Consider the following 26,346-nt stretch of genomic DNA (forward strand, 5'->3'; position numbering starts at 1 on the left):
CGCAATATCACCGTGAAACGCGGTCCTCGCGGCCGAGTCAGTGTGCCCGCAGGTGTTCCAGCAGCAGCGCGGCCAGCGGTTCCGGTGCTTCCTCCGGGATCCAGTGCGTGAGGTCCTCGAGCATCTGGAACGAGTACGGCCCGGTCACCCAGTTCTCCGTGTCGAAGGCGGCCGTCGAACCGAGCGCGACGTCCTCGGTACTCCACACGTAGAGCGTGGGTACCGCGACGGGGCCGAGCTTGCCGTCTGGCCTGCCGGCGCGGTACCAGTTCAGCGCTGCGGTGAGGGCGCCAGGCTCGGACAGCCGGCGCACATAGTCGTCGATCCGGTTCTGCGGCACCCGGTACTCGAACATCCGGCGAATCGCCTTGGCGTCGTCGGCAAGCATCCGCTGCTCGGTAGTGCCTACCTCCTGCCACTGCCGCATATAGGTGGACCGCAGTTGCTGGTCCTCGTCGCTGCGCAGCGCGGCGCCGAGCGCGGCGGGATGCGGCGTGGACACCGAGGTGAGCGTGCGCAGCCGTTCCGGGTGCTCGCCAGCCGTCCACCAGGCGACCGCGCCGCCCCAGTCATGCCCGACCAGATCGAAACGCGCCCAGCCCAGCTCGTCCGCGATGCGCAGTACGTCGGCCACGAGCTCGCTGATCGCGTACTCGGCCGCGCGTTCTGGCCGTACGCCAGGGGAATAGCCGCGCTGGTCGGGTGCCACGACGCGAAAGCCGTTGGCGCCGAGCGCGCCCAGCTGGTACTCCCATTGGGCCGCGGCCTCCGGGAAGCCGTGCAGCAGTAGTACCGGGCGGCCGTCCGTTGGGCCGGCCGCGATCGCGTCGAACGAGCCGACATCGGTGACGATGCTGATGTGTTCGGTCACGGGCGCAGCCTAGTAGGAAACCGGTAGTGCTGGCCTATCCTGGTGGAGGTAATCGGTCCGGGGGTGAGGAGCGAGGCGATGACGGAATCCGCCAGGTCCACGGTTGTGGGTCCGTTCGTGGACTGGTCGGGCGGTTTCGCTGACTGGCTGCGAGCGAGCACCGACGAGGACTGGTCGGCGGCGGTCAATCACCGGTTCGTCCGGGAGCTGTACGCCGAGCGCGTGCCCGAGCCGGTATTGCGGCGGTATCTCGTACAGGACTACCAGTTCGTGGACCGGTTCGCCGCGATGCTCGGCGCGGCGGTGTCCTGTGCCGACACGATCGACTCGCGCATGGTGCTCGGCCGTCAGCTGGGTGTCGTCGCCGGCACCGAGAACACCTATTTCCAGCGTGCTTTCGACGCGCTCGAGGTGCCGTCGGCCGATCGGGAGCGGCCAGACTGGCTGCGGCCAACGCGGGAATTCAACGAGCTGATGGACGCGGCCAGGATCAGCCAGAACTATCCGTACTGCCTGGTGGTGCTCACCGTCGCGGAATGGTTGTACCTGGATTGGGCGGCAGCCGCGCCCGAACCGCTGCCGGCCGGCTTCATCTGTCGCGAATGGATCGAACTGCACCACAATCCCGAATTCGTTGCCTGGGTAGATTGGCTGCGGGCGGAACTGGACCGGGTTGGTCCGCATCTGGACGAACTGGAACAGCAGGCGTGTCTGCGGTACTGGTCCCGGGCGACCGCGCTGGAACTCGCGTTCTTCGATGCCGCGTATGAGTGAGCCGACCGCCGTGCACGAGACGGAACCGCGCTGTTCGGCCAAGGGCTGCACGGCGCCGGCGAGCTACGCGGTGCGCTGGAACAACCCGAAGATCCACCGGCCGGAGCGGGAGAAGACCTGGCTGGCCTGTCCCGAACATCGGGAATGGCTGGCGAAGTTCCTCGATATGCGTGGATTCCTGCGGCGGGTCGAGGAGCTCCACGAGCCGTAAGATCCCTGAACATCGCGGTCAGGCGGGTCCAACCAACCCCACAGGCTCGCTAACCTTAAAGAACGTGGTCACACGCGGTAACCGAAAATCCCTGAACAACGCGGCTTGGTGGCGCAGGGAGCCGCGAATAGCCGCATAATTGCGGTATGTGTCGAAGCATCAAGACCCTGCGCCCGCCGTACGCCGAGCAGGTGACCGAAACCGATATCCGCGCGGCAGCGCTGCAGTACGTGCGCAAGATTTCCGGATTCCGGCAACCCGCGGCGCATAACGCCGAGGCGTTCGAGCGTGCCGTGGACGCGGTCGAAGCGGCGACCGCGGAACTGCTGGAGACGCTGCAGGTCCGCGGTTCGCGCCCGTCCTAAGCAGCCCCGGTGGGCCAGATCACGCCGGAACGTTCGGAATCCACCCGGTAGTCGCTAACGATGCCGTCGAACAGCCGCGCGCCAAGCGCGTAAGCCTGGTCCATGGGTTTGGCCGGATCCCGCTGAACCTCGCCGCGCGAGTTGGCCACGCCGCGCACCACACCCACGAACTCGTGTCGTAGATACCGCGCGAGTTCCTGCAGCTGTGCGGTCGCTCCGACAACCGCGCCGGGGTAGCTCTCCTCCGCGGTCAGCGCGACGGCGAAGCGTTTCCCCTTCAGCCTGTCGATCATGTCGGCGAAGTCCGGATTACCGGAACTCGTGTAGCAGAACAGTCGATCGATGAAGATCTTGAGCTGGCCGGCGATGCCGTACCAGTACAGCGGAGTAGCGAAGATCCACGCATCCGCATCGGCCACCTTGCCGCGCAGCAGTTCCTCGTATTCGTCGTCGATGCCGCAGCGACCATCAGACAGCCGGCAGGTGCGGCAGTCGCGCAGCGGGGCACGCACCACATCGGCGAGATCCACCAGATCGATCTGATGGCCATTGCTGGCGGCGCCGGACAACACGGCTTCGGCAAGCATGCGGGAATTACCGTCTTTGCGGGGACTTGAGCTCAATGCGAGGACTCTCATACGACCATGCTCGCCGCGAGCATTCATGAGTACAAGCGCAATGTTATGGCCAGTATTGATAAGCTGAACTTTATGATTGATCTCGCGCGCCTTCGGCTGCTGATCGCCCTGCACGAGCTCGGTACCTTGCATGCCGCCGCGGCGTCCCTGCACGTCTCGGCGTCCGCGGCCTCGCAGCAGCTGGCCACGTTGACCAGAGAGGTGGGTGCCACCCTCACCGAAGCGGACGGCCGCAAGCTCCGGTTCACCGATGCCGGCAAGGTACTGGTCGAGCACGCCTACCAGCTACTGGCGCAGGTGGAACGAGCGCGCGGGGACGTGCGAGCCGCGTCCGGCGGCGAACTCGGCGAGCTGACCGTGGGGTCCTACTCCTCGCTCATCTGCTCGCTACTCATTCCGGCTACCGATGTGTTGCATGGTTGGCATCCTCGGCTCCGGGTGAACATCCGAGAAGTCACCAGCCCGGACAGCCTCGCCGGACTGGCCAGCGGCGAGCTGGATGTCGTCGTCGACGTGGAAGCTCAGGACACGCCGACGATCGATGACCCCCGCTATACCCGGATGCCGCTCGGCACCGAGGATATCGAGCTCGCGCTCCCCGCCGACCATCCGCTCGCCAGCGAGTCGACCGCCGACCTTGCCGCGCACGCCGCGGCCGACTGGGTGAGCACAATGGACGGAGACGCCTGCGATCAGCTTCTTCGAGCTGCCTGCGCGGCGGCCGGATTCAACCCGATCATCCGGCATCGCGCCAGCGACTGGCGGACGGTGCTCGCGCTGGTCGCGGCGGGCAGGGGGGTGGCACTGGTGCCCGGCGTGACACCAGCACTCGTCCCCGCTGGTGTCAGCCTGGTGCCGTTCGACAGTCCGGCGGCGCGCCGGCACGTCTACGCGGCGGTGCGCCGAGGTAGCGAAGCGCGGCCCGCGGTACAGGCCTGCCTGTCCGCGCTGGGCGAGCAAGCAACCGCCGCGGCCGGCTGACGCTGCCGGCTACCCGGCCACGGCCAGCGCGGTGCGCGCGTCCAGGGCCATCGGGTTACGTGCCATCGCCTCGTTGCCTTCGGCGATCTCGCGGGCGATCGGGGTAAGCAGTTCGGCAAGCCGCTCGGCCCGCCGGGTACCCAATTCCCGCCACGGCCCGCTGGCCGCGGCATCGGTGCGCTCCTCGATCCAGTCCCGCAGCCGCTGGCCTTCGGTAGTGGGCGCACCATCCTGATCCAGCAGGCCACGTTCGACAAGCCGGCTGGTCGCCGCGGTCCATTCGTCCGGCGTCCAGCCGCGCGCCTCGCGCAGGTACTCCGCATCGATTCCGCGCTCGGCGCCGAAAAGCACGAGTGCCTGTGCTGGCGGAAGTTCGGCGACAACCAATGCCGCGATATGTCCATCCCCGCGCGATTCCCGCAGTACCGTGCACGCCTGCCAGGGCCGCAGGTGTGTCGCGCCGGGCGAGTCGAGTGCCTGGTTCGCCGCCGCCATCGGCCGGCCAGCAACCGAGGCAACCGTGGCGGCGGAGGAGGCGAGGTCCGCGGCTTCGGCAAGTTCGCCGCTTGCCAACGTTTCCGCGCCGAGCAGTCGGCGCAATGATTTGTCCACACCGGACAGACGGGCGGCCAGGTAGCGCGCGGGACTCGCTACCCGCCAGGCATCCGGCACCGCGCGAGCCACCCTGCGCGGATGAAACCCGTAGAACGCTGAGGTGATCGTGGCGGCATCGACCGCCCCGAGCGGTGCGGCGCGCATCCCGAAGTAGCCCATCCAGCCGCCCTGGCAACCGAGCTCGTCGGTCACCGCTCGCGATTCGGGCGTGAAATAGGTGACCGCGTGATAGGTCTCGAAGCGCACCCACAGTGCGCGGGCAAGTCCCGCGAAAGGGTCAGTCATCCGCGTCGCTCCGGTTGCCGGGGGAAAGTCGCCAACGAACTTCCGACTCAGGACACTAGGATGCTCGAGCTGATTGGATGCTCGAGCTGATCGTGGCCAGTAACCCGACACTACCCATTTCGACGGCAAGGTGAACAGCGATGCCGGCAGGCGGCGAACGCGAGGCAAGGGCCGGTGCGTTGGCGCGCTCCGGGGCGGGCTCACTCGCCACGCTGCGGACCGTGCGGCGGGTCCGCGATGACCTCAAGGACGGGCTAGGCGGTCCGCGGTTGCGCGCGGTTGCCCGTCGGCTGCGCTGGTTGACCGGTGCCGACGGGATCGCGCTCGCCGATTTGACCAGCCCGTTGCAGTGGGCCGGTCAGCCCGCGCCGGACCAGCGGGTGCGCGAGCTGGTGGACACCGTGTTGCACACCGAGGCGCGGAGCGGGCGTCCACCACTGGTCGCCGTTCCGCTCGATGTCCAGGACGAGGTGGCCGGCGTGCTGGTGGTGCACGGCAAGGTGCGGATGGCTAATGTTCGCGAGGCGGCCAGCCTGGTGATGGACGCGCTGGAACGCGGGCGGTTGGAAGCCTCGGCCGAGCAGGCGGCGCAGTCCGAGTTCCGCGCGCTGCGCGCGGAGATCTCGCCGCATTTCGTGTACAACGCGCTGTCCGTGATCGCCTCACTGGTGCGCTCGGACCCGGATCGGGCGCGGGATCTGATGCTGGATTTCGCCGACTACATTCGCTACAGCCTCGCCAGGCACGGCGAGTACACCACGGTGGCCGACGAGTTCCACGCGATCGAGACGTATCTGGCGCTACAGCGCGCGGTACTCGGCGATCGGCTGCGGGTGCAGATCAGGGTGGCGCCGGAAGTGCTCGCCGTGCCGGTGCCCTACCTGGTCCTGCAGCCGCTGGTGGAAAACGCCATCCGGCACGGTTTGGAGCCGCGTACCGAGGCGGGGCTTGTTCAGGTGCGGGGCGAGGCCGAAGGCAGTGAGTGTGTGATCAGCGTCGAGGATGACGGTATCGGGATGGACCCCGGCAAAGCCGAGGCGATTCTGGCGGGGCGGACCTATCCGGACAGTGTCGGCCTGGTTAATGTTGACCGCAGGCTCCGCCATGTGTACGGCGCGTGGTTCGGGCTCGTTGTGGAGACCGCGATGGAGGCCGGTACCCGGGTTGTGGTGCGGGTACCCATGTTCCAGCCGGGAGTGATGCCGTGAGCACGCCATCGCAAGGGCTGCGAGTGCTGGCCGTGGACGATGTGCCGCCGGCACTGGACGAGCTGTGCCAGCTGCTCCGCGAGGCGCCCGAGGTAGCCGAGGTGGCCGGCGCGGGCGATCCGCTGACCGCACTGAAGATGATCCACGGTGGCGAATTCGACGCGGTCTTTCTGGATATCGCGATGCCCGGCCTGGACGGCCTTGAGCTGGCCTCGTTGCTCGCCAAGCTGTCCCAGCCGCCGGTCATCGTGTTCGTGACCGCCTACGACGGCCACGCGGTCGCCGCCTACGGTATCGGCGCCGTCGACTACCTGCTCAAACCACTGCGCGCGGAGCGGCTGTCGGCCGCGCTGGCCAAGGTACGAAAAATGGTCGCGGCGGGTGGCGCGCCAGCTGCTGGCGGCGATGAGCCGATCCCCGACGCGATGGCGGCACTGCCGGTCGAGAGTGCGGGGCGCACCCGCTACGTACGGCGTAGCGAGGTGCGGTACGTGGAAGCTCAGGGTGACTATGTGCGGCTGCATACCCGCTCTGGCGAGCACCTGGTGCGGATGCCGATCTCCCGGCTCGAGGAGTACTGGGAGGGCACCGGATTCGCCAGGGTGCACAGGGGATTCCTGGTCGCGCTCGGCGAGATCAAGGAACTGCGCAGCGATTCGGCCGGCGGGCTGCTCGCGCACACCGATGTGGGCGACGTACCGGTGAGCCGCCGGCACGCGAGGGACCTGCGGGAACGGCTGCTCCAGGCGGCCAGGCGCAGCGAACTGGACGGCAAGGGGCGGCGCGGCTGATGGCTGGCGCCAAGCGGGTCACGGTGATGAGCCCATCGACCAGGTTGGCGCACGCCCGGCGCAGGGTGCGGGGTCGGTGGCGGGTACCTCGCCTCGACCCGGCGGACGCGGAGCGTGCGCTCGCGCTGTATCGCGCGCAACGCGCGCGGGGCGTGGCCGCGCTGGTACTGCTTGCCGCGCTGCTGTTCGGGCTACCGGTGCTGCTTTCCGGCTGGGCAACCCTCGAGCAATGGCGGCTGGTGGGGATACCGATGTCCTGGCTCGCGCTGCTCGTTCCGTATCCAGTCATGATGTTGCTGGCGGCGTGGCAGCTGCGTCGCGCCGAGCGAATCGAAGACAGCTAGTGTTCACGGTCATCGCGGTGGCACCGGTCGTGCTGGTGACCCTGCTCATCGGGCTGCGCGGGGTGGCCGCGATGCGCACCACCTCGGATTTCCTCGTCGCCTCCCGGGGCGTGTCGCCGTTGCTGAACTCCGCGGCGGTGTCCGGTGAGTACCTGTCCGCGGCCTCGTTTCTCGGCGTCGCCGGGCTGATGGTCAAGGATGGGGTGGGCGCGCTCTGGTATCCCGTTGGCTTCGCGGCCGGCTATCTGGTCATGCTCGTGCTCGTGGCCGCGCCGATGCGCCGTTCCGGGGCGGTCACGGTGCCGGATTTCGTCGAGGCGCGACTGGCCTCGCCAGCGCTTCGCCGGCTTGCCGCGATCGTGGTGCTGATGATCTGCGCGCTGTACCTGGTTCCGCAGTTCCGTACCGCTGGCCTGGTGCTGATGGCGATCAGCGATACGCCGTACTGGGTGGGCGTGGTGATCGCGGGGGCGTCGGTGAGCGCGACGCTGGCGCTCGGCGGCATGCGTGCGGCCACCTATGTGCAGGCCTTTCAGTTCGTGCTCAAACTGGTGCTGTTCATCGTGCCCGCGCTCTGGCTGGTGCTGCAGACCAGCGCCGCCACCCAGGACGAGGCCCTGCGTCCGGTGGGATTCACCGAATTCGCCACGGACACTCCGGTGAGCTTCGAGAACGATGTCGTCCTGCGGATCCCCACCGCGACCACGGTGCAGACCGACGACGGTCAGCAGCGGGTACTGCCGGCGGGGACGGTGCAGGTCGCTGAGGACGAGACGTTGCACTTCCCGCAGGGTGCTCAGGTCCCCCGGGTGCAGGGCCTGCCCGAACTTGGCGGGTCGGACTGGTCCGGACCACTACTGAACCTGCGGGACGCCGGCTATCCGATGCTCGGCACCATCGCGGTACTGCTCGCCACGGTACTCGGCACGATGGGGCTGCCCCATGTCCTGATGCGTTTCCACACCAGCTCGGACGGGCGGGCCGCCCGCCGCACGGCCGCCTTCACGGTGGTGCTGCTCGGCTTGTTCTACCTGTTTCCCGCCATCTACGGCGCGCTGGGGAGGGTGCTCGTACCCGAGCTCTATCTATCGGGAATGACCGATTCGGTGGTGGTCGCGCTGCCCGCGCGGGTGGATCCGAGCTGGGTGGGCACCATGTTCACCGCACTGCTCACCGCCGGCGCCTTCGCGGCCTTTCTGGCCACCTCGCTCGGTTTGCTGCTCGCCCTGTCCGGGGCCATCTCGCACGATCTGGTGCCGGGCGGGCTGCGGCAACTACGGATTACCGTGGTGCTGGCGGCCGTCGTCGTGGTGCTGCTCGCCTTCGCCGCTCGGCAGCTGGACGCCGGAATCCTGGTGACGTGGGGGTTCACCGTGGCCGCCGCGACCTTCTGCCCGCTACTCGTACTCGGGATCTGGTGGTCCCGGCTCACCGCGACGGGCGCGATCTGGGGCGTACTGGTTGGTCTGGGGGTTACCTCGACCGGCATCCTGATCACGCTGTTCGGCCCCGCGGTGGCCGGCTGGCTGGGTATTCTGGCCGCGCAACCGGCACCACTCGCGGTGCCGCTGGCGTTCCTGACCATGGTGTTGGTCTCGCTACGCGGTCGCCCGCCGTCCTGGGCGATGACGGCCATGCTGCGGTTGCACCTCGATGAACGTCACGATGCGCGCCCGGGACGGTCGTTACCTGGCCGTTCTCGAACTGACCGCTCGACGTGGCTCACTCGCCGTTGGTCGACCGCTCGCCGCAAAGGCCGTCGATTGGTCCGGTAACGATACTCGCGTCCCCACGTGTTACTTACCGTGTCGGTCAGCACACGGGGGGGACAAGGAGGTCTCGTGAGTACTACCGAAGGTGACCAGAACAGCGAGGACACCTGGGCGCGGGTACATGGTGGGGCGGAGTTCCAGGAGCTGCGCCGTCGGTTGCGCGGGTTCGTGTTCCCCATGGCCGTGCTGTTTCTCGCCTGGTATCTGCTGTACGTTCTGCTGGCTGACTACGCGCACGGCTTCATGTCCACCAAGCTGGTTGGCAATATCAACGTCGGCTTGGTGTTCGGCTTGCTGCAGTTCGTCTCCACATTCGTCATCACCGCGCTGTACGTGCGGCACGCCAACCGAAAACTCGATCCGATCGCGGACAAGATCAGGGCCGAGGTGGAGAGCGAGGTAGCGGACAAATGAGCACGCTCGCGCAAAGCATCGAGGGCAGTAACCCGGCACTGAACATCGGGGTTTTCGGGCTGTTCGTTCTGGTCACCCTGGTCGTGGTGCTCCGGGCGAGCCGGAACACCAAAACCGCTTCGGACTACTACGCGGCCGGGCGGTCGTTCTCCGGTCCACAGAACGGCACCGCGATCGCCGGTGACTACCTCTCCGCCGCGTCGTTCCTGGGGATCGCCGGCGCCATCGCGCTCTACGGCTACGACGGCTTCCTCTACTCGATTGGTTTCCTTGTCGCCTGGTTGGTCGCGTTGCTGCTGGTGGCCGAACTGTTGCGGAACACCGGCAAATTCACCATGGGCGACGTGCTCGCCTTCCGGATGCGCCAGCGACCGGTCCGCGCGGCCGCCGCGACGTCCACGCTCGCGGTGAGCTTCTTCTATCTGCTCGCCCAGATGGCCGGTGCCGGGATTCTCGTATCGCTGCTGCTGGGGATTTCCGGTGAGGCGGGGCAGAATCTGGTGATCGCCGTGGTCGGCGTGATCATGATCGTCTACGTGTTGGTCGGCGGTATGAAGGGCACCACCTGGGTGCAGATCATCAAGGCCGCGCTGCTGATTACCGCGACCGCCGCGATGACGATCTGGGTGCTTGGCCGGTATGGCTTCAACCTGTCCGAGTTGCTGCAGGGCGCGGTGGACAAGGCGGGCGCCGGTGGCGAGGCACTGCTCAATCCAGGGGCGAAGTACGGCATCTCGGAGATGAGCAAGGTCGACTTCCTGTCACTGGGTATTGCCCTCGTGCTCGGTACCGCCGGCCTGCCGCACGTGCTGATGCGCTTCTACACCGTGCCAACCGCGCGCGACGCCCGGCGTTCCGTGGTGTGGGCAATCGTCCTCATCGGACTGTTCTACTTGTTCACCCTGGTGCTCGGCTACGGTGCGGGCGCACTCGTCGGGCCGGAGCAGATCGCCAACGCGCCGGGCGGGGAGAACTCGGCGGCGCCGCTGCTCGCGTTGGAACTCGGCGGGCCGATCCTGCTCGGCTTCATCGCCGCGGTCGCCTTCGCGACGATTCTCGCCGTGGTCGCGGGTCTGACGATCACCGCCTCAGCCTCGTTCGCGCACGATATCTATGCCAACGTGATCAAGAAGGGCAAGGAGGACTCCAAGGCGCAGGAGGTCAAGGTCGCGCGGATCACCGCACTGGTGATCGGTGCCGTCGCGATCGTCGGCGGCATTCTCGCGAAGAACCAGAACGTGGCCTTCCTGGTCGCGCTCGCCTTCGCGGTCGCGGCCTCGGCGAACCTGCCGACGATCCTCTACTCGCTGTTCTGGAAGCGGTTCAACACCTCGGGTGCATTGTGGAGCATCTACGGCGGATTGAGCGTGACCGTGGTGCTGATCATCTTCTCGCCGGCGGTCTCCGGTAACGAAGACGCGATGTTCCCCTCGGCGGACTTCGATCTCTTCCCGCTGTCCAACCCGGGTTTGGTGTCCATTCCGCTCTCGTTCTTCTTCGGCTGGCTCGGCACGATGCTGTCCAAGGAGCATCTGGAGGGCAAGTACAAGGAGATGGAAGTACGCTCGCTGACCGGTGCCGGCGCGGAGAAGGCAACGCAGCACTGATACCGGTGCTCCCAGCAGCCGAATTATCCGCAAGGATCGCGGCTGCTGGGAGCGATCGCCGCGGCTGTGGGTGTGCTCACGGCCAGCCGGCTGCTGACTTACCAGCTGGGCTATGCCAACATCGAGGTTGATAGAGACCTCAGATGGAAGGCGGCGTAATGGGTGAGCGGCCACTGGCGCTCGTGACCAACGATGACGGGATCACCTCGCCAGGGTTGATCACCCTGGCCGAGGCGGCTCGTCAGGCGGATTTCGATGTGGTGGTGGCTGCGCCGCACGCGGAGGCCAGCGGCGCGGGGGCGAGCCTGAGCGTGTTCGCCGAGCGTGGCGCGGAGATGTTCTACCGGCACGAGCATGACGAGTTGGCCGGTGTGCCGTGTTTCGCGGTGCACGGCCATCCGGCGTACATCACGCTCGCCGCGCTGCACGGCGCTTTCGGCCCGCGCCCGGATGTGGTGCTTTCCGGGATCAATCGTGGCGGCAATATCGGCACCAGCGTGCTGCATTCGGGGACCGTGGGCGCCGCGCTGACCGCGGCGGTGAACGAACTGCCCGCACTCGCGGTGTCGCTTGACGTGCTCGATCGCGAAGGGCCGATGTACTGGGACAGCGTGGTGCCGGTGCTGCACGCCGCCTTCCCACTGTTGTACAAAGTGGACGCTGGGGTCACGTTGAACGTGAACGTGCCGAACCGGCCGGCCGCGGAACTTGGCGAGTTGCGCAAAGCGGGTCTGGCCAGCTTCGGCGCCGTGCACGCCAGGATCGCGTCCTTCCTGGCGAGCCGGCAGGACCTGGTCACCGGAGTCGCTCCGGCACCGGTCGAGGAAGGGACCGACGCCGAGCTGTTGAACGCGGGATTCCCCACCGTGACGGCGATCAACCCGGTTCTGGAGTCGACCGACCAGCCCGTCCCCGAACGGCTGGACCACCGGTAGGGCAGTGCCATACTCCCCGATAACCGCATTTCCTGGGGATCTCGCGGTTATCGGGGAGAGTTGCTATTTCGTGGCTCGGGATGGGTAGGGAAGTAGCGCCATCTCCCTGGCGTTCTTGATCGCCGTAGCCACCTCGCGCTGCTGTTTCGGCTCGAGCCCGGTCACCCGGCGAGACCGAATCTTGCCGCGATCCGAGATGAACTTCCGCAGCACCTCGACGTCCTTCCAGTCTACTGTGGATTCCCCCATGCGCGCGAGCAGATTCTGTTTGCGTCGCGCTGGGCGTGGATTGGCCATCATGTTCCCTTCCGGTAATGCTTACCAGCTCGACTTGTGGAGGCCGGGCAGCTGGCCGTCGTGTGCCAGCTCGCGCAGGCGGATCCGGGAGATTCCGAATGCCCGCTGGTAGGCCCTCGGGCGACCGTCGATGGCATCCCGGTTGCGAACTCGTGTCCGGCTGGCGTCGCGGGGCATCCGTTGCAGGGCGAGTTGCGCCCGAGCCCGCTCCGCATCGCTGGTGCGGGGTGAGCGGATCGTTTCCTTGAGTTTCGCCCTGCGCTCGGCATAGCGCGCGACGAGGGCCTTGCGCTGCTCGTTCTTCGCGATCTTGGATTTCTTTGCCATGAGAATGTGCTACCGCTCCTCGCGGAACTCGACGTGGGCGCGGGCTATCGGGTCGAACTTGCGTAGCTTCAACCGATCGGGGTCGTTCCGGCGATTCTTGCGGGTGACATAGGTGTAGCCAGTCCCCGCGGTGGAGCGCAGCTTGATGATCGGCCGGATGTCCGTGGCTTTGGCCATTACAGGTGGACTCCCTTCGCGCGCAGTTCGGCCACGACGGACTCGACACCGCGCTTGTCGATGATCTTGATTCCGGTGGTGGAGACGCGGAGGCGGATCCACCGGTCCTCGCTGGCCAGGTAGTACCTCCGCCGCTGGATATTCGGCTCCCAGCGACGCGCCGTGCGGCGCTGGGAATGCGACACCCGGTTGCCATAGCCCGGCCGCTTGCCGGTCACTTGACACACCGCCGACATGCATCCTCCCTTATTGGTAATGAAAGTGGTTTTCATTTACTCTACGCGAAGTAGCCGAGGAGCCAAACCGAGCCCCGGTTGATCGGCATTCCTGGAAGGGAGCTGGATGTCTCAGGCAGTGCGGACTCCGCTGGTGATCGTCTGCGGGATCGCGCGGGAAGCCGTGCGCGCGGTCGTGCACCAGCGGGAGTTTCGCGGACGCGGTACCGCGGTGATCCACCACGACCTCAGCGCGGTCGGCGAGGGCATCGTCCGGCGCAGGCTGTGCGTGCACGGGTGCAGCCAGGAATCCGTGCTCGAGCTGGCGCATTGCTGCGTCTCCTGCACGGTGCGCGAGGACCTGTTGCCGCTACTGGTCGAACTCGCCGCCCGGCCGTCCGTCGAGCGGATCGTGCTCCACCTCGACCCTTCGCTGGAACCGGAGGCGATCTGCTGGGAACTGCAGCACGTCGTGGTCGGCGAGGCGGTTGCCGCCGAGTGGGTAGCGGTCGAGGGCGTGCTCACCGTGGTATCCCATGCGGAGTGGCTGGATCAGGCCACGGGTGATCAGCCGCTCGCGGAAGTCGGCCCTCGCCATGGCATCGGCATCGTCGGCGACGACGAGCGCACCCTGGCGCAACTGGTCGTCGGCCAGGCGGAGTTCGCTGACGCGATCGTCTTGGCTGGTGCCGCGCCGGATGCCTGGCGCGCTGCGCGTACCTCGGCGGTGCTCGACCGGCTGGCCCCGCTCGCGCCCAGGGTTCCGCTCGCCGAGCTGAACGTCGAGCACTTACTCGCGGCGATTCCCACCTCAGCGCGGCGCGGCGTGGTTGATGGCGCGCACGACCCGTTGCTACGCGGTCAGCCACCGTTCGACGCGGACGCGGGCGTTTCTCTTGTGCTGTTCGAGGACCGGCGACCGTTTCACCCCGAACGGCTGCACGAAGCGATCGATGTGCTGCTCGACGGCGTGGTGCGGACGAAGGGCCGGCTGTGGTTGGCAAGTCAGCCGGATACCGCACTGTGGCTGGAATCGGCTGGCGGTGGGCTGCGCGTCGGACACGCTGGCCCCTGGTTGGCCGCACTGGACGACGAGGCCTGGATGGAGCAGGACCCGCAGCGCAGGGCGATGGCCGCGGTGCGTTGGGACGCCGAGTTCGGTGACCGCGCACAGGAGATCGTGGTACTGGCACATCGCGCTAGCCCGGAGGATATCGAGGCGGCGCTTCGCGGCGCGCTGCTCACCGACGCGGAGCTGGTCGCGGGCTGGGACAGCTGGCGGCAGCTCACCGATCCGTTCGGCGGCTGGCACACCGATCCCTGCGTGGATACCGATACGGCTGGCGATAGCTACGTGGACAGTCGAAACGCCGAGTACGGCGGACCCAATCGAATCGAGGAGTAGATGAAACCCGGTATTCATCCGGACTATCACCCGGTGGTTTTCCAAGATTCCGCTACCGGAGACGCGTTTCTCACCAGGTCGACCGCGACCTCGACGACCACGATCCGGTGGTCGGACGGCAATACCTACCCACTCGTCGTGGTTGACGTTTCCGCATGGTCGCATCCTTTGTGGACGGGTGCGCGCCGGCTTATGGACACCACGGGACAGGTCGAGAAGTTTCACCGTCGCTACGGTCGGCGGGATCACCGAACGGAGCAGGACTGATGGCGGTACCCAAGCGAAAGGTCTCCCCCGCGAACACTCGCAAGCGCCGGTCGCAGTGGCTCAGTGGCGCCAAGCCGCCGAATCTGGTGCCGATCACGGTGGACGGCAAAACCAAGCTGGTGCCGCGCGAACTGCTGCGGCATTTCCATCGCGGATAGCCATTGCTGGCTATGATTGGCCTCAGTGGTCCGGCTGCCAGGATGCCGTGTCGGTTGTGGCCGGAGGGTGAGTGAGCCGGCGAAAGGTGGCCAGCGAAAGATGACCAGTGGCGCGCGTCCAGCGAAGCGACCGCCGACCGCGCAGGAAGCGGTGCTCGCGGAGATCCGGCGCGCGATCCTTGGTGGCGATATGCCGCCAGGGACACAGATCTTTCAGGACGAGCTGGCCACCCGGTTCGGCGTCAGCCGGGTTCCCGTACGCGACGCGTTGCGTACGCTGGAAGGCGAGGATCTGGTTACCTACGTGCCGCGCCGCGGCTATCACGTGATCCAACTCGATGTCGACGAACTGCTGGAGATCCAGCAGATCAGGGAAATCCTGGAAACCGAGGTATTGCGGCGGATCACTCCGGCGGTGTGTGCGGAGGTGGCCGATCGGATGGCCGTCGCGATGGATGAGATGGTCGAGCACGAACGGCAGGAGGACTTCGCCTCCTGGGTAAGTGCACATCGTGACTTCCACTTCGCGCTGTTCGGCGCGGCCGAGATGCCGTACCTCACTCGTATCCTTGGCCAGCTGTGGGACGCGTCCGATTTGTACCGTGCGCATTACATGCACGCGGGCCAAGCGCGCCAGCGGGCGGATGATGATCACCGAGGTCTGCTCGCGGCCGTCCGAGCCGGCCAGCCCGCCGAACTCGTTGAGCTGATGAGGGCGCACCGGGAGACCACGGTGCGGTCGATCCGCCGCTCGTTGATCGGTCACCCGGCCGACTGAAGCTCCGGTTCGCTAGCCACGCACGATCTGGGCGCCGACTCGGGCCGGTGGGGTTTGCTCGCTGCGGCCTACCAGTGGTACGCCGTCCACGAGCACCGCCGAGATACCTGGTAGGTCACCGAACGCGAAGCATTCCAGTGCGTCGCGCGCGGGCGAGCCGGTGATCGGGCCGGCGACGACGAGATCGCCGGGTTGCCCCGGTTCGAGTAGCCCGCCTGGTATGCCGTGTCGACGGGCCACGTTGCCGGTCGCCGCGGCCACCGCCTGTGCCGGCGGCACCCCGCAGATGCTGGCCAGGAAGCAGAGGTTGCGCAGCATCCCGCGCGGTATCACGCCGGTGCCGCCGGGGGTGTCGGTGCCGAGCGTGAGCCGGTCCAGCGCGCCGATCGCCGTCAGGTGGTCGGTGGTGATCTTCGTCGCGCGGTAGTTCATCGAGCTACACACTTCGGCCGCGGCACTGGGCAGTTCGTCGAGTACCCCGCGGATTTCCCCGTCGGGCATGGGAATCGGCCCGCCGGAGATATGCCCGATCACGTCCGGGCCGACCGCGGTGACGACCTCCTGGCCGGCGACTCTGCTGGACCCGGACCTGGACACGCCACCCGAATGCATCTTCACGACCATCCCGCGTTCACTGGCCCAGCGCATGTACTGCACGGCTTCGCCATCATCCAGCCGTGCCCAGTCGTAGAAGATGAACTTCAGCTGGCGGATACCGGCTTCTACAGCGCGGTCGAAGTCGCTCTGTCGTAGACCCGGAACCAGCAGCAGCGTGCCAGCGTGCACCTTGACCCCGGACGGCCGGACCCGGCCCACGGTATGCCGGGACACCGTGGCCAAGCCGGTCACCAGATCCGGGGTGAGCTCCTCGAATGGCAGGCCCGGCACGTGTAGTTCACCGGCGGAAACCATGGTGGTGGTGCCGCCATGCAGGTAGTTACGTACCCAGCCGACCGAGTTCTGCGCCGGCGTCCATTCGCCGACCGTGGGATGTACATGGCCGTCGATCAAGCCGGGCAGTACGGTCTCGCCGCGCGCGTCCACCAGGACGTCCGGATGGGGATGGTCAGCGCCCACGGAGACGATGACGCCGTCCTCGATGAGCAGCGAGGTATCCGTCTGAATTGCACCGTGGGCGTTGCCATCCACGAGCGTTCCGATGTTGGTCACCAGGGCGGTGGTCATCTGGCCTCCTGGCCGATCCGGTTACGACGGATAATGTATACATTGCTGATCGAGTAGCGACAAGCCCGCGACCCGGATGAGGTCGTTGACATGCACCGGTATGGCCAAGGCGCGGTATGTATCAGGGATACGATGTTGCTGGAACATGAGAGTCGCCAGAGGGCAGGGATGAGATGGCGAAGCCACCGCGCGCGTTCGTGCGACCACCAACCGCGCAGGAGGCCGTACTCGTGGAGCTGCGCAGGCGAATTCTCACCGCTGAGCTCGCGCCGGGGGTCCAGGTCCTGCAGGAGGCGTTCGCGGAGGAGCTCGGCGTCAGCCGGGTACCGGTTCGCGAGGCGCTGAAGATACTCGCTGGCGAAGGGCTGGTGCGATACAAGCCGCAGCACGGCTACTTCGTCACCGAACACTCGGGCGAGGAACTGCTTGAGGTGTACCGGATCCGGCAGCTACTCGAGGCCGAGGCCGTGCGGGTCGGACTTGGTGGCCTGACACTTGCCGGGCTGGCCGCGATGGACGCGGAAGCCGATGCGGTCGAAAGCGCCGCGCGGCAAGGTGACGTCGCGGCACTGATCGCCGCGAACCGTCGGTTCCATTTCACGCTGTTCGAGGCTTCCGGGCGTAAGCGCCTGGTCCGGTTGATCTCGCAGCTCTGGGACGCGGCGGAGCCCTATCGCGCTAGCTACTTTGCTGACCAGGACAATCGAGCGACCGTGCCGAGTGAACATCGGGAGCTGGCCGCGGCCGCGCGACGTGGCTCGGTGCCAGAGGTCGTCCGACTCCTTGACGCGCATCGCGGGCGGGGCATGCGGGCGCTGCAGGGCACGGAGGGGTTCTCCGGCTGAATCGTCGCCCGGTGTTCGGCTCGGCTCCCTGTCGCGTATCCCTGCTTGATCGTGGCGCGGTATGGGGGTGAGCCCTGGCGACCCCGCCGTGCTGCCCGCTCCGGGCTGACATGGGTTCGGTGGCGCCGGGCTCGGTCACGCCCCGTGATCGCGTTCTTTAAGGTTAACGGGGTGATCTTCGCGGAACCGCGTTCTTGAAGGATCTTGCGGTCATCCACGGAGCGTGGTCAAGCGCGGTCACGGGCGGCCGGCGACGTTTTCCTGGCGCATGCCGGCCGGTTCGCGGCGATTTTCGGACCCTGGTCGAGCCCGTCGAATTCGTTCTTCCGTTTGGATGACGACTCCAGTACGGTGCTGTGTATACATTACCCATGATACATGCGGAGGCCGCGTGATCAGCAAAGGCGTTGGGTTGTTCCCCACCGAGCCGGTAGGGGCGATACGCGAGTACACACTGCTTGCCGAGTCGTTGGGTTACGACAATGTGTGGTTTGGCGACTCACAGAACATCTGGCGAGAATCCTCGGTCACCATGGGCGCAGCCGCCGTGGGAACCAAGCGAGTCGTTTTCGGCACCGGGGTCACCAATGCCGTGACCCGGCACCGGTCACTACTGGCTTCGACCTGGGCCACGCTCGCCGAGTACACCGGCGGTCGGGCCGCGCTGGGCATCGGCACTGGCGATTCTTCCTTGCGCACCATGGGGCTGACGCCGCTGAAACTGCGTGAACTGGAATCGGCTGTCACCGAACTACGCGCCCTGTTCCGGGGCGAGTCGGTAGCAGAAGAACACAGTGGCGCGCAGTTTCGGTTGAGCTATCTGGCCGAACCGGTGAAGGTGCCCATCTACATCGCCGCATCGGCACCGAAGATCCTGAAGCTGTCCGGGCGCATCGCCGACGGGGTGATCGTGCTGGTTGGTACTGAACCGCGATTCGTCGAAGCGGCCTTGGCGACCATCGAAGAGGGAGCGGCGGAATCCGGGCGGACGCTCGACGATCTGCATATCGTGCTGTGGACCCCGACCGCGATCTCGACCGATCCGGTACAGGCAAAGGATCTGGCTCGCGCGCACACCGCCCGTGTCTGCATCCGGCCGCTACCAGCCGCCGTTGATCCGGCGCTGGAATCGGCGATCGCCCGGATCCGCGATTCGTACGACTACTACCACCATATGGATACCGAGGCGGGGCACGCCGATATCGTTCCCGATGATCTGGTCGATCTTTTCGCGCTCGCGGGCACTCCCGAGCAGTGCAGGGAGCGCCTCGAACAGGTCGCCAAGCTCGGGGTGGACCAGGTTTCCATCGTTCCCTTTGTCCCTCCTGGACAGACAAGGGCCGACACCATTCGCACGTTCGCGGAGATCGCGGATTCCTTGTGAGTCATCGCGATGCGAACCCGCCACGGTCACGTAACGGGCAGGCGGAGTATCCGGCGCCAGGCGCCGACGTGGTTGGCGCTCCGCCTGCCCTGCACCGTGACAGGCAGCCAACAACTCCCGAGTACGAGCCGCGTCCGTCCACGGCTGAGTCTGGTCAATCGGGTGCCATGAACCGGTCCGTAGCGCTCAGCCCAGTGGCGATCGCCGCACTGGCCGCAGGGTTGCTTGGCATCTGCGCTGTGGCTCTGCGCTCCCGTAGGGCACGCCGCGGGACGCGGTGAGCCGCAGGCCGTCTTCCTTCCAGGATTCCGCTACAAGGAGTCGACACATGAAATCCCGGACTAACCTGGCACGTCGGATTACCGCGTTACTCAGTGGTCTCACTCTGCTCAGTCTCACCGCCTGCAGCGCGCTCAGTCAGGAGGAAGAGGGGGGTAGTGGACAGATCAGGGTCGCTGCCACCGGTGTGGACAGTCTCCCTTTCATGGCCGTACTGCAGCTCGCCGTCGACAAGGGATGGTTCGAACGGGAGGAGCTGAACGTTTCCATCCTTTCCGGTGGTGGCGGCGGGAACACCCTGCGCACGGTCACCAGCGGGGATGCCGATCTGGCGATCACCGGAAGCCCCGCGGTCGTGCACGCGGCGCAGACCCCGGCGGCGAATCTGACGGTGATCGGTTCGTGGATGCAGGTCAACGACTTCTCCTGGATCACCCCTGATCAGGGCGCGTCGTTGGAGGGAGCCTCGCTCGGTTTCTCCAAGGCGGGATCGGCGACCGAGCTCATCGTCAACGGGGTAAAAGAAGAGCTGGCGGACAAGCGGCTCACGTCGATCTCCGTCGGGGAGATGGGCGACAACTGGGTTGCGGCGAAGGCAGGCCGGATCACCGCGGGCTGGGCTATGCATCCGTTCGTCACGGAGAAGCAGGAGGAGGAAGGGGCGAAGGTCCTGCTCTCCGCGCGCGATGTGATCGGTGATCACCCTGCCGATCTGGTGGCGGTCAACAATGACTTCAAGGAAGCCAACGGAAAGCAACTGTCCGCGTTCTTCCGTGTGGTGGACAAGGCGTTCAACTATGTGGTGCGGGAACCGGAGAAGGCAGCCAAGGATCTCGGTCCGCTGGTTGATGTGACGCCCGAGATCATGGCCACGGCGTTGCGGCAAACTCCCGAGCTGGAGACCGCCTACTCGCTCAAGGTCGACCCGCAGGCACTGCGGAACCTGTCCGACCTGATGGTCGGCGCCGGTGAGATCGATGAGCCCATCGAGTGGGGGAGCCTGCTTGATCAGCGATACCTGCCCGAGAACGCCCGAGCCGACCTTGACGGGAAGGAAGGTTGAGCATGTCGCAGCCCGGAATCCAGATCAGCGATCTCAGTGTCGAGTTCGCCGGTGGCGATGCGGACCCGGTGACCGCGGTGTCCGGCGTGAGTCAGGAAATCGACGCGCACCGGTTCGTGTCCATCGTCGGTCCGAGTGGCTGTGGGAAGTCGACACTGCTCAATGTGGTGGCCGGCCTGCAGCAGCCGACAGCCGGCTCGATCATGATCGATGGCAAGCCGGTTACCGGCCCGGACCGCCGGATCGGGTTGGTGTTTCAGGAGGACTCGACGCTGCCGTGGAAGACCACGACGGACAACGTCGCGTTCGGCATGCGAATCCTGGGCGTAGCGAAACGGGATCAGCAACGCAGGGCGCAGGAGATGATCGATCTCGTTGGCTTGCAAGGGTTCGAGCAGTCGTACCCCGCGATGCTTTCCGGCGGGATGCGCCAGCGAGTCGCATTGGCTCGTACTCTGGCGCAGCAGCCTTCGGTGTTGTTGATGGACGAGCCGTTCGCCGCGCTCGATCAGCAGACTCGGATTCTGCTCGGCGCGGAGGTCCGCCGGATCTGGCGGCAGACCAAACAAACGGTGCTGTTCGTGACCCACGACCTGTCCGAGGCGATCCTGATGTCACAACAGGTCTGGGTGATGTCCTACCGGCCGGGCCGGATCATCGACGTCATCGATGTGGACCTACCTGACGACCGGGACGCTTCGGTCGTGTCGACGCCAGCGTTCAACGAACTACAGAACCGGATCTGGTCGACGCTGCAGCAGGAAGCAATGCGTGGCTTCGTCGCGGAATCCACGGCGGCATGAGTGGAGTGGCGATGGAGTCCACAGTAGCGGCACCGGTGAAAACCGAAAGCCCACATACCCCAACTCCGGTGCCTGGTCGCCGGCGAAAGCGTCCGAGTACCGGTCTGCTTTCCGCTGTCTGCACCTTCGGCCTGCTCGTGCTCGGTTGCCTGTTCTGGCATCTTGGTTCGGCGCTCGCGTGGTGGTCACCGGCGACGATACCGCCGCTCACCGAGGTGACGCCGGCGCTGGTCGAGATCCTGGGCTCCGGGGAGTTCTGGGGTGATGCCGGAAGGACCGGATTCGAGATCGCGATCGCCTTTGTTGGCGGTGGCGCCTTCGGGCTGCTCGTCGGGATCGGCTTCTGGAAGGCACCGACCATCGGACGTGTCTTCGAGCCGTATCTGGTTTCGTTCTACGCCGTACCACTCGTGCTGTTCTACCCGGTGATGATCGTGATCGTCGGGATCAACCAATGGTCGGTCATCATTCTGGCTTCGATCATGGCGGGGATTCCGATGGCGTTGAACACCTGGGTGGGGTTGTCCGGGCTACCTCCGGTGTACCTCAAGCTTGCCCGCTCGCTTGGCTGTAATCCCCGGCAGACGATGTTCGAGGTCGCGTTGCCCGCCGCCGCGCCGTTCATCGTGGCTGGGCTCCGGCTTGCCGTGGTCTACGCGTTGATCGGTGCCGTGGCGATGGAGTTCGTCACCGCCAGCGCGGGGCTTGGCTTCCGTATTCGCTACCTCTACGAATCGTTCGACACCGTCGAGATGTTCGTCTACGTGCTGGTGGTGCTTGCCATGTCGCTGGCGCTGACGTTCCTGCTCTCCGTGGCCGAGCGAGCCTTACTGCGGGGGAGGGCTGGCCGATGACGGCTGCATCTGTCCACACGCGCCGGCGGCCGCGGATCAATGTCCCGGCCGGTTCGTTCCTGCTGTTGCTCTTGGTGATCTTGCTCTGGTGGTTGGCGGCACAGCTGAGCTTCGTGATTCCTACCCCGGCCGACACCGTGGGTGCGCTGGTTTCGAACTTCGGTGACGCGGACTACCGCCGGCATGTCGAGGCTACGGCGGCGGCCGTACTGGTCGCCTTTCTGGTCGCCGGGTTGCTCGGTGTTCTGCTTGGACTCGCGCTCGGGCTGTCGAAATGGGTTCGCATCATCTTCGAACCACTCGTCGTTGGCTTCAACGGAGTGCCGAAGATCGTGCTGTACCCCGTGCTTCTGCCGATCTTCAGCTTGAGTGGCTCGAAGATCGTGATGGGAGTGCTGTTTGGCCTGTTCCCGATCCTGATCAACGTCGCGGCGGGGATCCGGGACATGCCTGCTGTGTACTGGAAACTGGCTCGTTCGGTGAACGCGAACTGGTGGCAGGTGCTGACTCAGATCATCGTGCCGGCGATTCGACGCCCGTTGTTGACCGGAGTCCGGCTGGCCGCCAGCCTTTCCGCGGTCGGGGTGGTGCTCGCGGAGTTCTTCTCGACCAGGTTCGGCCTCGGCAGGGTCGTACTCCGTGCCTATGGAAACGGTAACTATCCAGACATGATGGCGACGATCCTGCTGCTCATCTCGGTTGCCTTTATCGTTTCCCTGCTGTTGTGGCGGTGGGAGCGGAAAACTCGATGAGTGCGAACGAGAACGCCCGAGTAGCACCGTTGGTCGGGCAGCACGTGCAACGCGGCGAGGATCTTCGGTTCGCGACCGGGCAGGGCAGGTTCGTCGCCGACCACGTCTCGACCACGACACTGCATGCGGTATTCCTTCGCGCCACTCAAGCCGCTGGGCAGATCCGGTCCATCGACACCTTGGCCGCCCGCGATTGCCCGGGTGTACTGGCCGTGCTCACCGGCACGGACCTGGCTGGCACGCTCGCGCCGATCGGCGCGCTGCACGAGCCGAACGAGGCCTTTGTAGACGCGTTCTCCTTCCAGATGGCGGATATCGCGATCCCTTGCTTGGTCACTGACCGGGTGCACTACGTCGGCGAACCAGTGGCCGTCGTGGTCGCGGAGAGCCGAGCGATGGCCGAGGACGCCGCGGAGCTCATCGACGTCGACTATACGCCGGGCACGGCGGTCACCACGCCGCAAGCCGCGCTCGAGCCGGCGGCGCCCCGGGTTCACGAGCATCTGCCGGACAACATCGCGGCGTCCCTGCGTGGTGGTTTCGGTGATGTCCCCGCGGCCAGCAAGGGCGCTGCCCACCGGGTGACCGGACGTTTCCGAATGGGTAGGCATTCCGGGGTTCCGCTGGAATGCCGGGGAGTGGTGGCCAGTTGGGACCCGGCGCGGGGCAGGGTCGATGTGCGCACCTCGACTCAGGTGCCGCACTTCGTGCGAACCGCGATCTGCGCCTCAACCGGCTGGTCCGTCAGCGAGGTGCATGTGTCCACTCCGGACGTCGGCGGCGGGTTCGGTCCCAAGGCGAACGTGTACGCGGAGGAAGTGGTTATCGCGTATCTGGCTCGGCTGCTCGGCAGGGAGGTCGCCTGGCTCGAGGACCGGGCGGAGCACTTCGTGGCCAGCGCGCAGGGGCGCGATCAACATCTGGATGCCGAGCTCGCGGTGGACTCAACCGGGCATATCGTGTCCTGGTCGGTGGAATTCCTTGCCGATGTGGGTGCCGGAAGCTTGTGGGTAGCCGGCATCACCGCGAACACCGCACTGCACTCGGTCGGCGCGTACCGCGTTCCGCATTTCCAGGTTGTGGGTACCGCGGTCTACACGAACAAGACGATCGTCGCGCAGTACCGCGGCGCTGGCCGCCCGGAAGCCTGCTTCGCGCTGGAACGGTGCCTTGATATGGCCGCCGAGGCGGCTGGTATTTCTCGCCTCGAGATCCGCGAACGTAATCTGCTCCGTGCCGAGGAACTACCGAAGCGGTTGCCATTGCCGTATCGCGACGGGGTGCCGATCACCTACGACGGCGCGGATTTCCGACGTTGCCTGCGGGCATGCGAACAGCGCCTGCCGGATGACCTGCTCGACACACTCAGGGCGCGGTATCCGGGAATGTATCTCGGCAGTGGGGTGGCGACCTACGTGGAGGCGACAGGGCGCGGTCCCTATGAAAGCGCCACGGTACGGCTGCTCGCCGATGGCACCTTCGAGGTCGGCGTGGGATCCGCGTGCGCGGGGCAGTCCCATGAGACCACCTTCGCGCAGATCGCCGCTGATGCGCTCGGTGTGCCGATGTCCGCGGTCCGGGTGCGGACCGGCGACACCGATGCGGTCGCCGATGGCATCGGCTCGTTCGCGAGTCGGTCCGCGGTGGTGGGTGGGTCCGCCGTACATCGGGTGTGTAGCCAGCTGCGGGCACGGGCGCGTGAACTCGTGGCGCGATGTCTGGGCATCGAGCAGGACAGCGAACACGAACCGACCTGGTCGGAGGTGGGTCGGCTGCTCGCGCCGGGGGGCGAGCTTGCCGAGCAGGCCCCGCTGAGTGTCACCGGCACGTTCGAGCCGCCCACGGTGACCTGGACGATGGGTGCTCATCTCGCGGTGGTTGGCGTTGCGCCAGAAACCGGGATAGCACGGGTGCTGCACTATGTCGTGGCGCATGAGGGTGGTGTGGAGATCAATCCGACCGTGGTGCTCGGGCAGATACGGGGCGGTGTGGCACAGGGAATCGGTGGAATCTTGCTCGAGGAGTTCGATTACGCCGATGATGGGCAGCCAGCGACCGCGACCTTCGCCGAGTACTTGCTGCCGGGCAGTTGCGACGTGCCACCGGTCGACGTGGTGCACTTGCCTGGGCCAGCTCAGCTGAATCCGATTGGTGTGAAAGGTGTTGGCGAAAGCGGAACCATCGCGGTGTACGCGGCCGTCGCGTCGGCCATCGAGGATGCGCTCAGCTGCCCCGCCGGCACGTTGACCAGTACGCCAGTCCTGCCGAGTACCATGCTTGACATTGCCGAGTCTAGTGTGGACGCTTCGGTATGAAGCCGGCGGCGATTGATTACGCGCGGCCAGCCTCGGTCGCCGATGCTCTGTCCATAATGGAGTCTGATGTCGAGGCGAAGGTGCTAGCCGGCGGGCAGAGCCTGCTTGCGGTGATGAACTTCCGGCTCGCTCGACCGACCCAGCTGATCGATATCGGTTCACTGGCCGAGCTGAACCGGATCTTCGACGACGACGGCTCGCTGCTGATTGGTGCCCTGCGCTGCCATCGCGACCTGGAAACCGATCCGCTCGTGCGGGACAGGCTGCCACCACTCGCGGAAGCCGCCCGGCATATCGGGCATATCGCCATCCGGAACAGGGGCACCCTCGGTGGGAGTATCGCGCATGCGGATCCGGCCGCGGAGCTTCCGGCACTCGCCGCGCTGCTGGACGCCGAGATCTATGTGGACTCGCGGCAACGCGGCCGCCGCGTGTACCACGCTGCGGAGTTCTTCGAGGCTCGATACACGACCTTGCTCGAGCCCGACGAGCTGGTGACCTGGATTCGATTCCCGACCCTGCCGGCGGATGCGGGCTGGGGATTCACCGAGGCCGCGCGCCGGCACGGTGATTTCGCGATCGCCGGAGCGTTCGCCGTTGTCGAGTTGACAGGAGACCGGCGGTTGCGCCGTGCGCGCGCGGTGTTGTTCGGGGTGACGGACCGGCCATGGTTGATCGAGGCCGTGGAGCTCACCGGCCGTGTGGCGGCTCCGGATATCTGGCGAGAGTTCGCCACCGCCGCGATGGCCGAATTGGTGGACACGATGGAGGGGGCCTATCGGTGGCGGGTGGCGGCCGGCTGTTTGGCGCGAGCGTTCGAGCGGGCGGCGGCGAACGCGCGGGCGGGTGCCCATGAGTGACATTGTGGTTGACCTGGAGGTCAACGGTGTCCGGTACGAACGAACCGTTCCCGCGCGGCTCTCGCTTGCTGATTTCCTGCGGGACTCGCTGGGCCTGACCGGCACGCATCTCGGGTGCGAGCATGGCGTATGTGGTTCCTGCACGGTGCTCGTGGATGGCCGCAGCGCGCGATCATGCCTACTACTCGCGGCTCAGGTGTCCGGGGCGACGGTGCGGACCGTGGAAGGGCTCGCCGAGTCGGACGGAAGCCCTGGCACGGTGCAGTCCGCGTTGGCGCGACACGGTGGAATCCAATGTGGTTTCTGCACTCCCGGCTTCGTTGTCGCGCTGACCGAGCTGGTAGCGGAAGGCAAGGAACTCGACGAGGAAGAGATCAGGGAAGCACTGTCCGGGAACATATGCCGCTGCACCGGCTATCACGGCGCGATCGCCGCGGCCGTCGAACTGACTGGCCCTGATCCCGGCTGTGCTGGCTGCGACCAGGAATGCGGCAGCTGATATCTCGCAGGAGCGCGGGTCGGCCGTGGCCTGTTAGGCTCGATCGATCCATCGGCGGTCATCGACCGGTGC

The 26,346-nt window shown here is 66.3% G+C and carries 32 protein-coding genes; 24 read left to right on the plus strand and 8 right to left on the minus strand.

Annotated elements, in window-relative coordinates; translation table 11 throughout:
- Window positions 1-37: 37 nt before the first annotated feature.
- Window positions 38-871, minus strand: a complete 834-nt coding sequence (locus EV191_RS10030; RefSeq protein WP_132876633.1) for an alpha/beta fold hydrolase — start codon at window positions 869-871, stop codon at window positions 38-40.
- Window positions 872-949: 78 nt separating this feature from the next.
- On the opposite strand from EV191_RS10030, the gene EV191_RS10035 reads away from it, so the two are divergent.
- From EV191_RS10035 to EV191_RS10045, 3 genes are all read left to right on the plus strand, one after another.
- Window positions 950-1,645, plus strand: a complete 696-nt coding sequence (locus tag EV191_RS10035) for a TenA family protein (RefSeq protein WP_132876634.1) — start codon at window positions 950-952, stop codon at window positions 1,643-1,645.
- A complete protein-coding gene (locus EV191_RS10040) occupies window positions 1,638-1,856 on the plus strand; it encodes a hypothetical protein (protein WP_132876635.1) in 219 nt (72 codons plus the stop codon). The genes EV191_RS10035 and EV191_RS10040 overlap by 8 nt, the downstream gene beginning before the upstream one ends.
- Window positions 1,857-2,002: 146 nt before the next feature.
- Complete coding sequence (locus tag EV191_RS10045; protein WP_132876636.1) at window positions 2,003-2,221, plus strand: DUF2277 domain-containing protein; 219 nt, start codon at window positions 2,003-2,005, stop codon at window positions 2,219-2,221.
- On the opposite strand, the gene EV191_RS10050 is transcribed toward EV191_RS10045, so the two are convergent.
- Window positions 2,218-2,859 (minus strand): flavodoxin family protein, encoded by a 642-nt coding sequence (locus EV191_RS10050; protein WP_132876637.1) that lies wholly within the window; start codon window positions 2,857-2,859, stop codon window positions 2,218-2,220. The genes EV191_RS10045 and EV191_RS10050 overlap by 4 nt on opposite strands.
- A gap of 72 nt (window positions 2,860-2,931) precedes the next feature.
- Between EV191_RS10050 and EV191_RS10055 the strand changes: the two genes are divergently transcribed.
- Entirely contained in the window at window positions 2,932-3,840 is a 909-nt protein-coding gene (locus tag EV191_RS10055; protein ID WP_165912897.1) for a LysR family transcriptional regulator, read from the plus strand.
- Window positions 3,841-3,849: 9 nt separating this feature from the next.
- Here EV191_RS10055 and EV191_RS10060 read toward each other — a convergent pair whose 3' ends face one another.
- On the minus strand, window positions 3,850-4,740 hold the full coding sequence (locus tag EV191_RS10060; RefSeq protein ID WP_132876639.1) for an SCO6745 family protein: 891 nt from the start codon (window positions 4,738-4,740) through the stop codon (window positions 3,850-3,852).
- Between the two features lie 140 nt (window positions 4,741-4,880).
- On the opposite strand from EV191_RS10060, the gene EV191_RS10065 reads away from it, so the two are divergent.
- The 7 genes from EV191_RS10065 to surE all read left to right on the plus strand — a co-directional run bounded on the left by EV191_RS10065 (window position 4,881) and on the right by surE (window position 11,811).
- Entirely contained in the window at window positions 4,881-5,948 is a 1,068-nt protein-coding gene (locus EV191_RS10065) for a sensor histidine kinase (RefSeq protein ID WP_132876640.1), read from the plus strand.
- Window positions 5,945-6,739, plus strand: coding sequence for a LytR/AlgR family response regulator transcription factor (locus EV191_RS10070; RefSeq protein ID WP_132876641.1), 795 nt, complete (start codon window positions 5,945-5,947; stop codon window positions 6,737-6,739). The genes EV191_RS10065 and EV191_RS10070 overlap by 4 nt, the downstream gene beginning before the upstream one ends.
- A complete protein-coding gene (locus EV191_RS10075) occupies window positions 6,739-7,083 on the plus strand; it encodes a hypothetical protein (protein ID WP_132876642.1) in 345 nt (114 codons plus the stop codon). The genes EV191_RS10070 and EV191_RS10075 overlap by 1 nt, the downstream gene beginning before the upstream one ends.
- The gene (locus EV191_RS10080) at window positions 7,083-8,858 is read left to right on the plus strand and encodes a sodium/solute symporter (protein WP_132876643.1); all 1,776 of its coding nucleotides are present in this window, start codon (window positions 7,083-7,085) and stop codon (window positions 8,856-8,858) included. The genes EV191_RS10075 and EV191_RS10080 overlap by 1 nt, the downstream gene beginning before the upstream one ends.
- Window positions 8,859-8,924: 66 nt before the next feature.
- The gene (locus tag EV191_RS10085) at window positions 8,925-9,269 is read left to right on the plus strand and encodes a DUF485 domain-containing protein (protein WP_132876644.1); all 345 of its coding nucleotides are present in this window, start codon (window positions 8,925-8,927) and stop codon (window positions 9,267-9,269) included.
- A complete protein-coding gene (locus tag EV191_RS10090) occupies window positions 9,266-10,876 on the plus strand; it encodes a solute symporter family protein (protein WP_132876645.1) in 1,611 nt (536 codons plus the stop codon). The genes EV191_RS10085 and EV191_RS10090 overlap by 4 nt, the downstream gene beginning before the upstream one ends.
- A 158-nt stretch (window positions 10,877-11,034) precedes the next feature.
- Window positions 11,035-11,811, plus strand: a complete 777-nt coding sequence (surE, locus tag EV191_RS10095; protein ID WP_132876646.1) for a 5'/3'-nucleotidase SurE — start codon at window positions 11,035-11,037, stop codon at window positions 11,809-11,811.
- Window positions 11,812-11,874: 63 nt separating this feature from the next.
- Here the strand turns inward: surE and rpsR are convergent, their stop codons facing one another.
- The 4 genes from rpsR to rpmB are packed head-to-tail and all read right to left on the minus strand — an operon-like array spanning window position 11,875 to window position 12,848.
- Window positions 11,875-12,111: a 30S ribosomal protein S18 gene (gene rpsR / locus EV191_RS10100; protein WP_132876647.1), complete on the minus strand. Its 237-nt coding sequence runs from the start codon at window positions 12,109-12,111 to the stop codon at window positions 11,875-11,877.
- A gap of 18 nt (window positions 12,112-12,129) precedes the next feature.
- Entirely contained in the window at window positions 12,130-12,435 is a 306-nt protein-coding gene (gene rpsN / locus EV191_RS10105) for a 30S ribosomal protein S14 (RefSeq protein ID WP_132876648.1), read from the minus strand.
- A 9-nt stretch (window positions 12,436-12,444) separates the two neighbouring features.
- On the minus strand, window positions 12,445-12,612 hold the full coding sequence (rpmG, locus tag EV191_RS10110; protein ID WP_132876649.1) for a 50S ribosomal protein L33: 168 nt from the start codon (window positions 12,610-12,612) through the stop codon (window positions 12,445-12,447).
- Window positions 12,612-12,848 (minus strand): 50S ribosomal protein L28, encoded by a 237-nt coding sequence (gene rpmB, locus EV191_RS10115; RefSeq protein WP_132876650.1) that lies wholly within the window; start codon window positions 12,846-12,848, stop codon window positions 12,612-12,614. The genes rpmG and rpmB overlap by 1 nt, the downstream gene beginning before the upstream one ends.
- 106 nt (window positions 12,849-12,954) lie before the next feature.
- On the opposite strand from rpmB, the gene mrf reads away from it, so the two are divergent.
- The 4 genes from mrf to EV191_RS10135 all read left to right on the plus strand — a co-directional run bounded on the left by mrf (window position 12,955) and on the right by EV191_RS10135 (window position 15,435).
- On the plus strand, window positions 12,955-14,232 hold the full coding sequence (gene mrf, locus EV191_RS10120) for a ribosome hibernation factor-recruiting GTPase MRF (RefSeq protein ID WP_132876651.1): 1,278 nt from the start codon (window positions 12,955-12,957) through the stop codon (window positions 14,230-14,232).
- Window positions 14,233-14,499 carry a type B 50S ribosomal protein L31 gene (locus tag EV191_RS10125; RefSeq protein WP_132876652.1) on the plus strand — a complete coding sequence of 89 codons (267 nt, stop codon included), beginning with the start codon at window positions 14,233-14,235 and terminating at the stop codon, window positions 14,497-14,499.
- Window positions 14,499-14,657 carry a 50S ribosomal protein L32 gene (gene rpmF, locus EV191_RS10130; RefSeq protein WP_132876653.1) on the plus strand — a complete coding sequence of 53 codons (159 nt, stop codon included), beginning with the start codon at window positions 14,499-14,501 and terminating at the stop codon, window positions 14,655-14,657. The genes EV191_RS10125 and rpmF overlap by 1 nt, the downstream gene beginning before the upstream one ends.
- A gap of 100 nt (window positions 14,658-14,757) precedes the next feature.
- Complete coding sequence (locus EV191_RS10135) at window positions 14,758-15,435, plus strand: GntR family transcriptional regulator (RefSeq protein ID WP_132876654.1); 678 nt, start codon at window positions 14,758-14,760, stop codon at window positions 15,433-15,435.
- A gap of 12 nt (window positions 15,436-15,447) precedes the next feature.
- Here the strand turns inward: EV191_RS10135 and EV191_RS10140 are convergent, their stop codons facing one another.
- Window positions 15,448-16,620, minus strand: coding sequence for an amidohydrolase family protein (locus EV191_RS10140; RefSeq protein ID WP_132876655.1), 1,173 nt, complete (start codon window positions 16,618-16,620; stop codon window positions 15,448-15,450).
- A gap of 173 nt (window positions 16,621-16,793) precedes the next feature.
- On the opposite strand from EV191_RS10140, the gene EV191_RS10145 reads away from it, so the two are divergent.
- The 9 genes from EV191_RS10145 to EV191_RS10185 all read left to right on the plus strand — a co-directional run bounded on the left by EV191_RS10145 (window position 16,794) and on the right by EV191_RS10185 (window position 26,274).
- Window positions 16,794-17,465, plus strand: a complete 672-nt coding sequence (locus EV191_RS10145) for a GntR family transcriptional regulator (protein ID WP_132876656.1) — start codon at window positions 16,794-16,796, stop codon at window positions 17,463-17,465.
- Between the two features lie 391 nt (window positions 17,466-17,856).
- Complete coding sequence (locus EV191_RS10150; protein WP_207894476.1) at window positions 17,857-18,849, plus strand: LLM class flavin-dependent oxidoreductase; 993 nt, start codon at window positions 17,857-17,859, stop codon at window positions 18,847-18,849.
- 328 nt (window positions 18,850-19,177) lie between these two features.
- Entirely contained in the window at window positions 19,178-20,191 is a 1,014-nt protein-coding gene (locus EV191_RS10155; protein WP_132876658.1) for an ABC transporter substrate-binding protein, read from the plus strand.
- A 2-nt stretch (window positions 20,192-20,193) separates the two neighbouring features.
- On the plus strand, window positions 20,194-20,994 hold the full coding sequence (locus tag EV191_RS10160) for an ABC transporter ATP-binding protein (protein ID WP_132876659.1): 801 nt from the start codon (window positions 20,194-20,196) through the stop codon (window positions 20,992-20,994).
- A gap of 11 nt (window positions 20,995-21,005) precedes the next feature.
- Window positions 21,006-21,848 carry an ABC transporter permease gene (locus EV191_RS10165; RefSeq protein WP_132876660.1) on the plus strand — a complete coding sequence of 281 codons (843 nt, stop codon included), beginning with the start codon at window positions 21,006-21,008 and terminating at the stop codon, window positions 21,846-21,848.
- Window positions 21,845-22,600, plus strand: coding sequence for an ABC transporter permease (locus tag EV191_RS10170; protein WP_132876661.1), 756 nt, complete (start codon window positions 21,845-21,847; stop codon window positions 22,598-22,600). Before EV191_RS10165 ends, EV191_RS10170 begins: the two co-directional genes overlap by 4 nt.
- The gene (locus EV191_RS10175) at window positions 22,597-24,915 is read left to right on the plus strand and encodes a xanthine dehydrogenase family protein molybdopterin-binding subunit (RefSeq protein WP_132876662.1); all 2,319 of its coding nucleotides are present in this window, start codon (window positions 22,597-22,599) and stop codon (window positions 24,913-24,915) included. The genes EV191_RS10170 and EV191_RS10175 overlap by 4 nt, the downstream gene beginning before the upstream one ends.
- On the plus strand, window positions 24,912-25,775 hold the full coding sequence (locus tag EV191_RS10180) for an FAD binding domain-containing protein (protein ID WP_132876663.1): 864 nt from the start codon (window positions 24,912-24,914) through the stop codon (window positions 25,773-25,775). Before EV191_RS10175 ends, EV191_RS10180 begins: the two co-directional genes overlap by 4 nt.
- On the plus strand, window positions 25,768-26,274 hold the full coding sequence (locus EV191_RS10185; protein ID WP_132876664.1) for a (2Fe-2S)-binding protein: 507 nt from the start codon (window positions 25,768-25,770) through the stop codon (window positions 26,272-26,274). Before EV191_RS10180 ends, EV191_RS10185 begins: the two co-directional genes overlap by 8 nt.
- Window positions 26,275-26,346 lie beyond the last annotated feature (72 nt).

The organism is Tamaricihabitans halophyticus (assembly GCF_004340875.1).
Classification (GTDB): domain Bacteria; phylum Actinomycetota; class Actinomycetes; order Mycobacteriales; family Pseudonocardiaceae; genus Tamaricihabitans; species Tamaricihabitans halophyticus.

Excerpts from the sequence above, each read along its gene's own strand:
- EV191_RS10035 (WP_132876634.1), top strand. The coding sequence starts at position 950 with ATGACGGAATCCGCCAGGTCCACGGTTGTGGGTCCGTTCGTGGACTGG.
- EV191_RS10040 (WP_132876635.1), top strand. The coding sequence starts at position 1,638 with ATGAGTGAGCCGACCGCCGTGCACGAGACGGAACCGCGCTGTTCGGCC.
- EV191_RS10045 (WP_132876636.1), top strand. The coding sequence starts at position 2,003 with ATGTGTCGAAGCATCAAGACCCTGCGCCCGCCGTACGCCGAGCAGGTG.
- EV191_RS10050 (WP_132876637.1), bottom strand. The coding sequence starts at position 2,859 with ATGAGAGTCCTCGCATTGAGCTCAAGTCCCCGCAAAGACGGTAATTCC.
- EV191_RS10055 (WP_165912897.1), top strand. The coding sequence starts at position 2,932 with ATGATTGATCTCGCGCGCCTTCGGCTGCTGATCGCCCTGCACGAGCTC.
- EV191_RS10060 (WP_132876639.1), bottom strand. The coding sequence starts at position 4,740 with ATGACTGACCCTTTCGCGGGACTTGCCCGCGCACTGTGGGTGCGCTTC.
- EV191_RS10065 (WP_132876640.1), top strand. The coding sequence starts at position 4,881 with ATGCCGGCAGGCGGCGAACGCGAGGCAAGGGCCGGTGCGTTGGCGCGC.
- EV191_RS10075 (WP_132876642.1), top strand. The coding sequence starts at position 6,739 with ATGGCTGGCGCCAAGCGGGTCACGGTGATGAGCCCATCGACCAGGTTG.
- EV191_RS10090 (WP_132876645.1), top strand. The coding sequence starts at position 9,266 with ATGAGCACGCTCGCGCAAAGCATCGAGGGCAGTAACCCGGCACTGAAC.
- surE (WP_132876646.1), top strand. The coding sequence starts at position 11,035 with ATGGGTGAGCGGCCACTGGCGCTCGTGACCAACGATGACGGGATCACC.
- rpsR (WP_132876647.1), bottom strand. The coding sequence starts at position 12,111 with ATGATGGCCAATCCACGCCCAGCGCGACGCAAACAGAATCTGCTCGCG.
- rpsN (WP_132876648.1), bottom strand. The coding sequence starts at position 12,435 with ATGGCAAAGAAATCCAAGATCGCGAAGAACGAGCAGCGCAAGGCCCTC.
- rpmG (WP_132876649.1), bottom strand. The coding sequence starts at position 12,612 with ATGGCCAAAGCCACGGACATCCGGCCGATCATCAAGCTGCGCTCCACC.
- rpmB (WP_132876650.1), bottom strand. The coding sequence starts at position 12,848 with ATGTCGGCGGTGTGTCAAGTGACCGGCAAGCGGCCGGGCTATGGCAAC.
- mrf (WP_132876651.1), top strand. The coding sequence starts at position 12,955 with ATGTCTCAGGCAGTGCGGACTCCGCTGGTGATCGTCTGCGGGATCGCG.
- EV191_RS10125 (WP_132876652.1), top strand. The coding sequence starts at position 14,233 with ATGAAACCCGGTATTCATCCGGACTATCACCCGGTGGTTTTCCAAGAT.
- rpmF (WP_132876653.1), top strand. The coding sequence starts at position 14,499 with ATGGCGGTACCCAAGCGAAAGGTCTCCCCCGCGAACACTCGCAAGCGC.
- EV191_RS10135 (WP_132876654.1), top strand. The coding sequence starts at position 14,758 with ATGACCAGTGGCGCGCGTCCAGCGAAGCGACCGCCGACCGCGCAGGAA.
- EV191_RS10140 (WP_132876655.1), bottom strand. The coding sequence starts at position 16,620 with ATGACCACCGCCCTGGTGACCAACATCGGAACGCTCGTGGATGGCAAC.
- EV191_RS10145 (WP_132876656.1), top strand. The coding sequence starts at position 16,794 with ATGGCGAAGCCACCGCGCGCGTTCGTGCGACCACCAACCGCGCAGGAG.
- EV191_RS10155 (WP_132876658.1), top strand. The coding sequence starts at position 19,178 with ATGAAATCCCGGACTAACCTGGCACGTCGGATTACCGCGTTACTCAGT.
- EV191_RS10160 (WP_132876659.1), top strand. The coding sequence starts at position 20,194 with ATGTCGCAGCCCGGAATCCAGATCAGCGATCTCAGTGTCGAGTTCGCC.
- EV191_RS10165 (WP_132876660.1), top strand. The coding sequence starts at position 21,006 with ATGGAGTCCACAGTAGCGGCACCGGTGAAAACCGAAAGCCCACATACC.
- EV191_RS10170 (WP_132876661.1), top strand. The coding sequence starts at position 21,845 with ATGACGGCTGCATCTGTCCACACGCGCCGGCGGCCGCGGATCAATGTC.
- EV191_RS10175 (WP_132876662.1), top strand. The coding sequence starts at position 22,597 with ATGAGTGCGAACGAGAACGCCCGAGTAGCACCGTTGGTCGGGCAGCAC.
- EV191_RS10180 (WP_132876663.1), top strand. The coding sequence starts at position 24,912 with ATGAAGCCGGCGGCGATTGATTACGCGCGGCCAGCCTCGGTCGCCGAT.
- EV191_RS10185 (WP_132876664.1), top strand. The coding sequence starts at position 25,768 with ATGAGTGACATTGTGGTTGACCTGGAGGTCAACGGTGTCCGGTACGAA.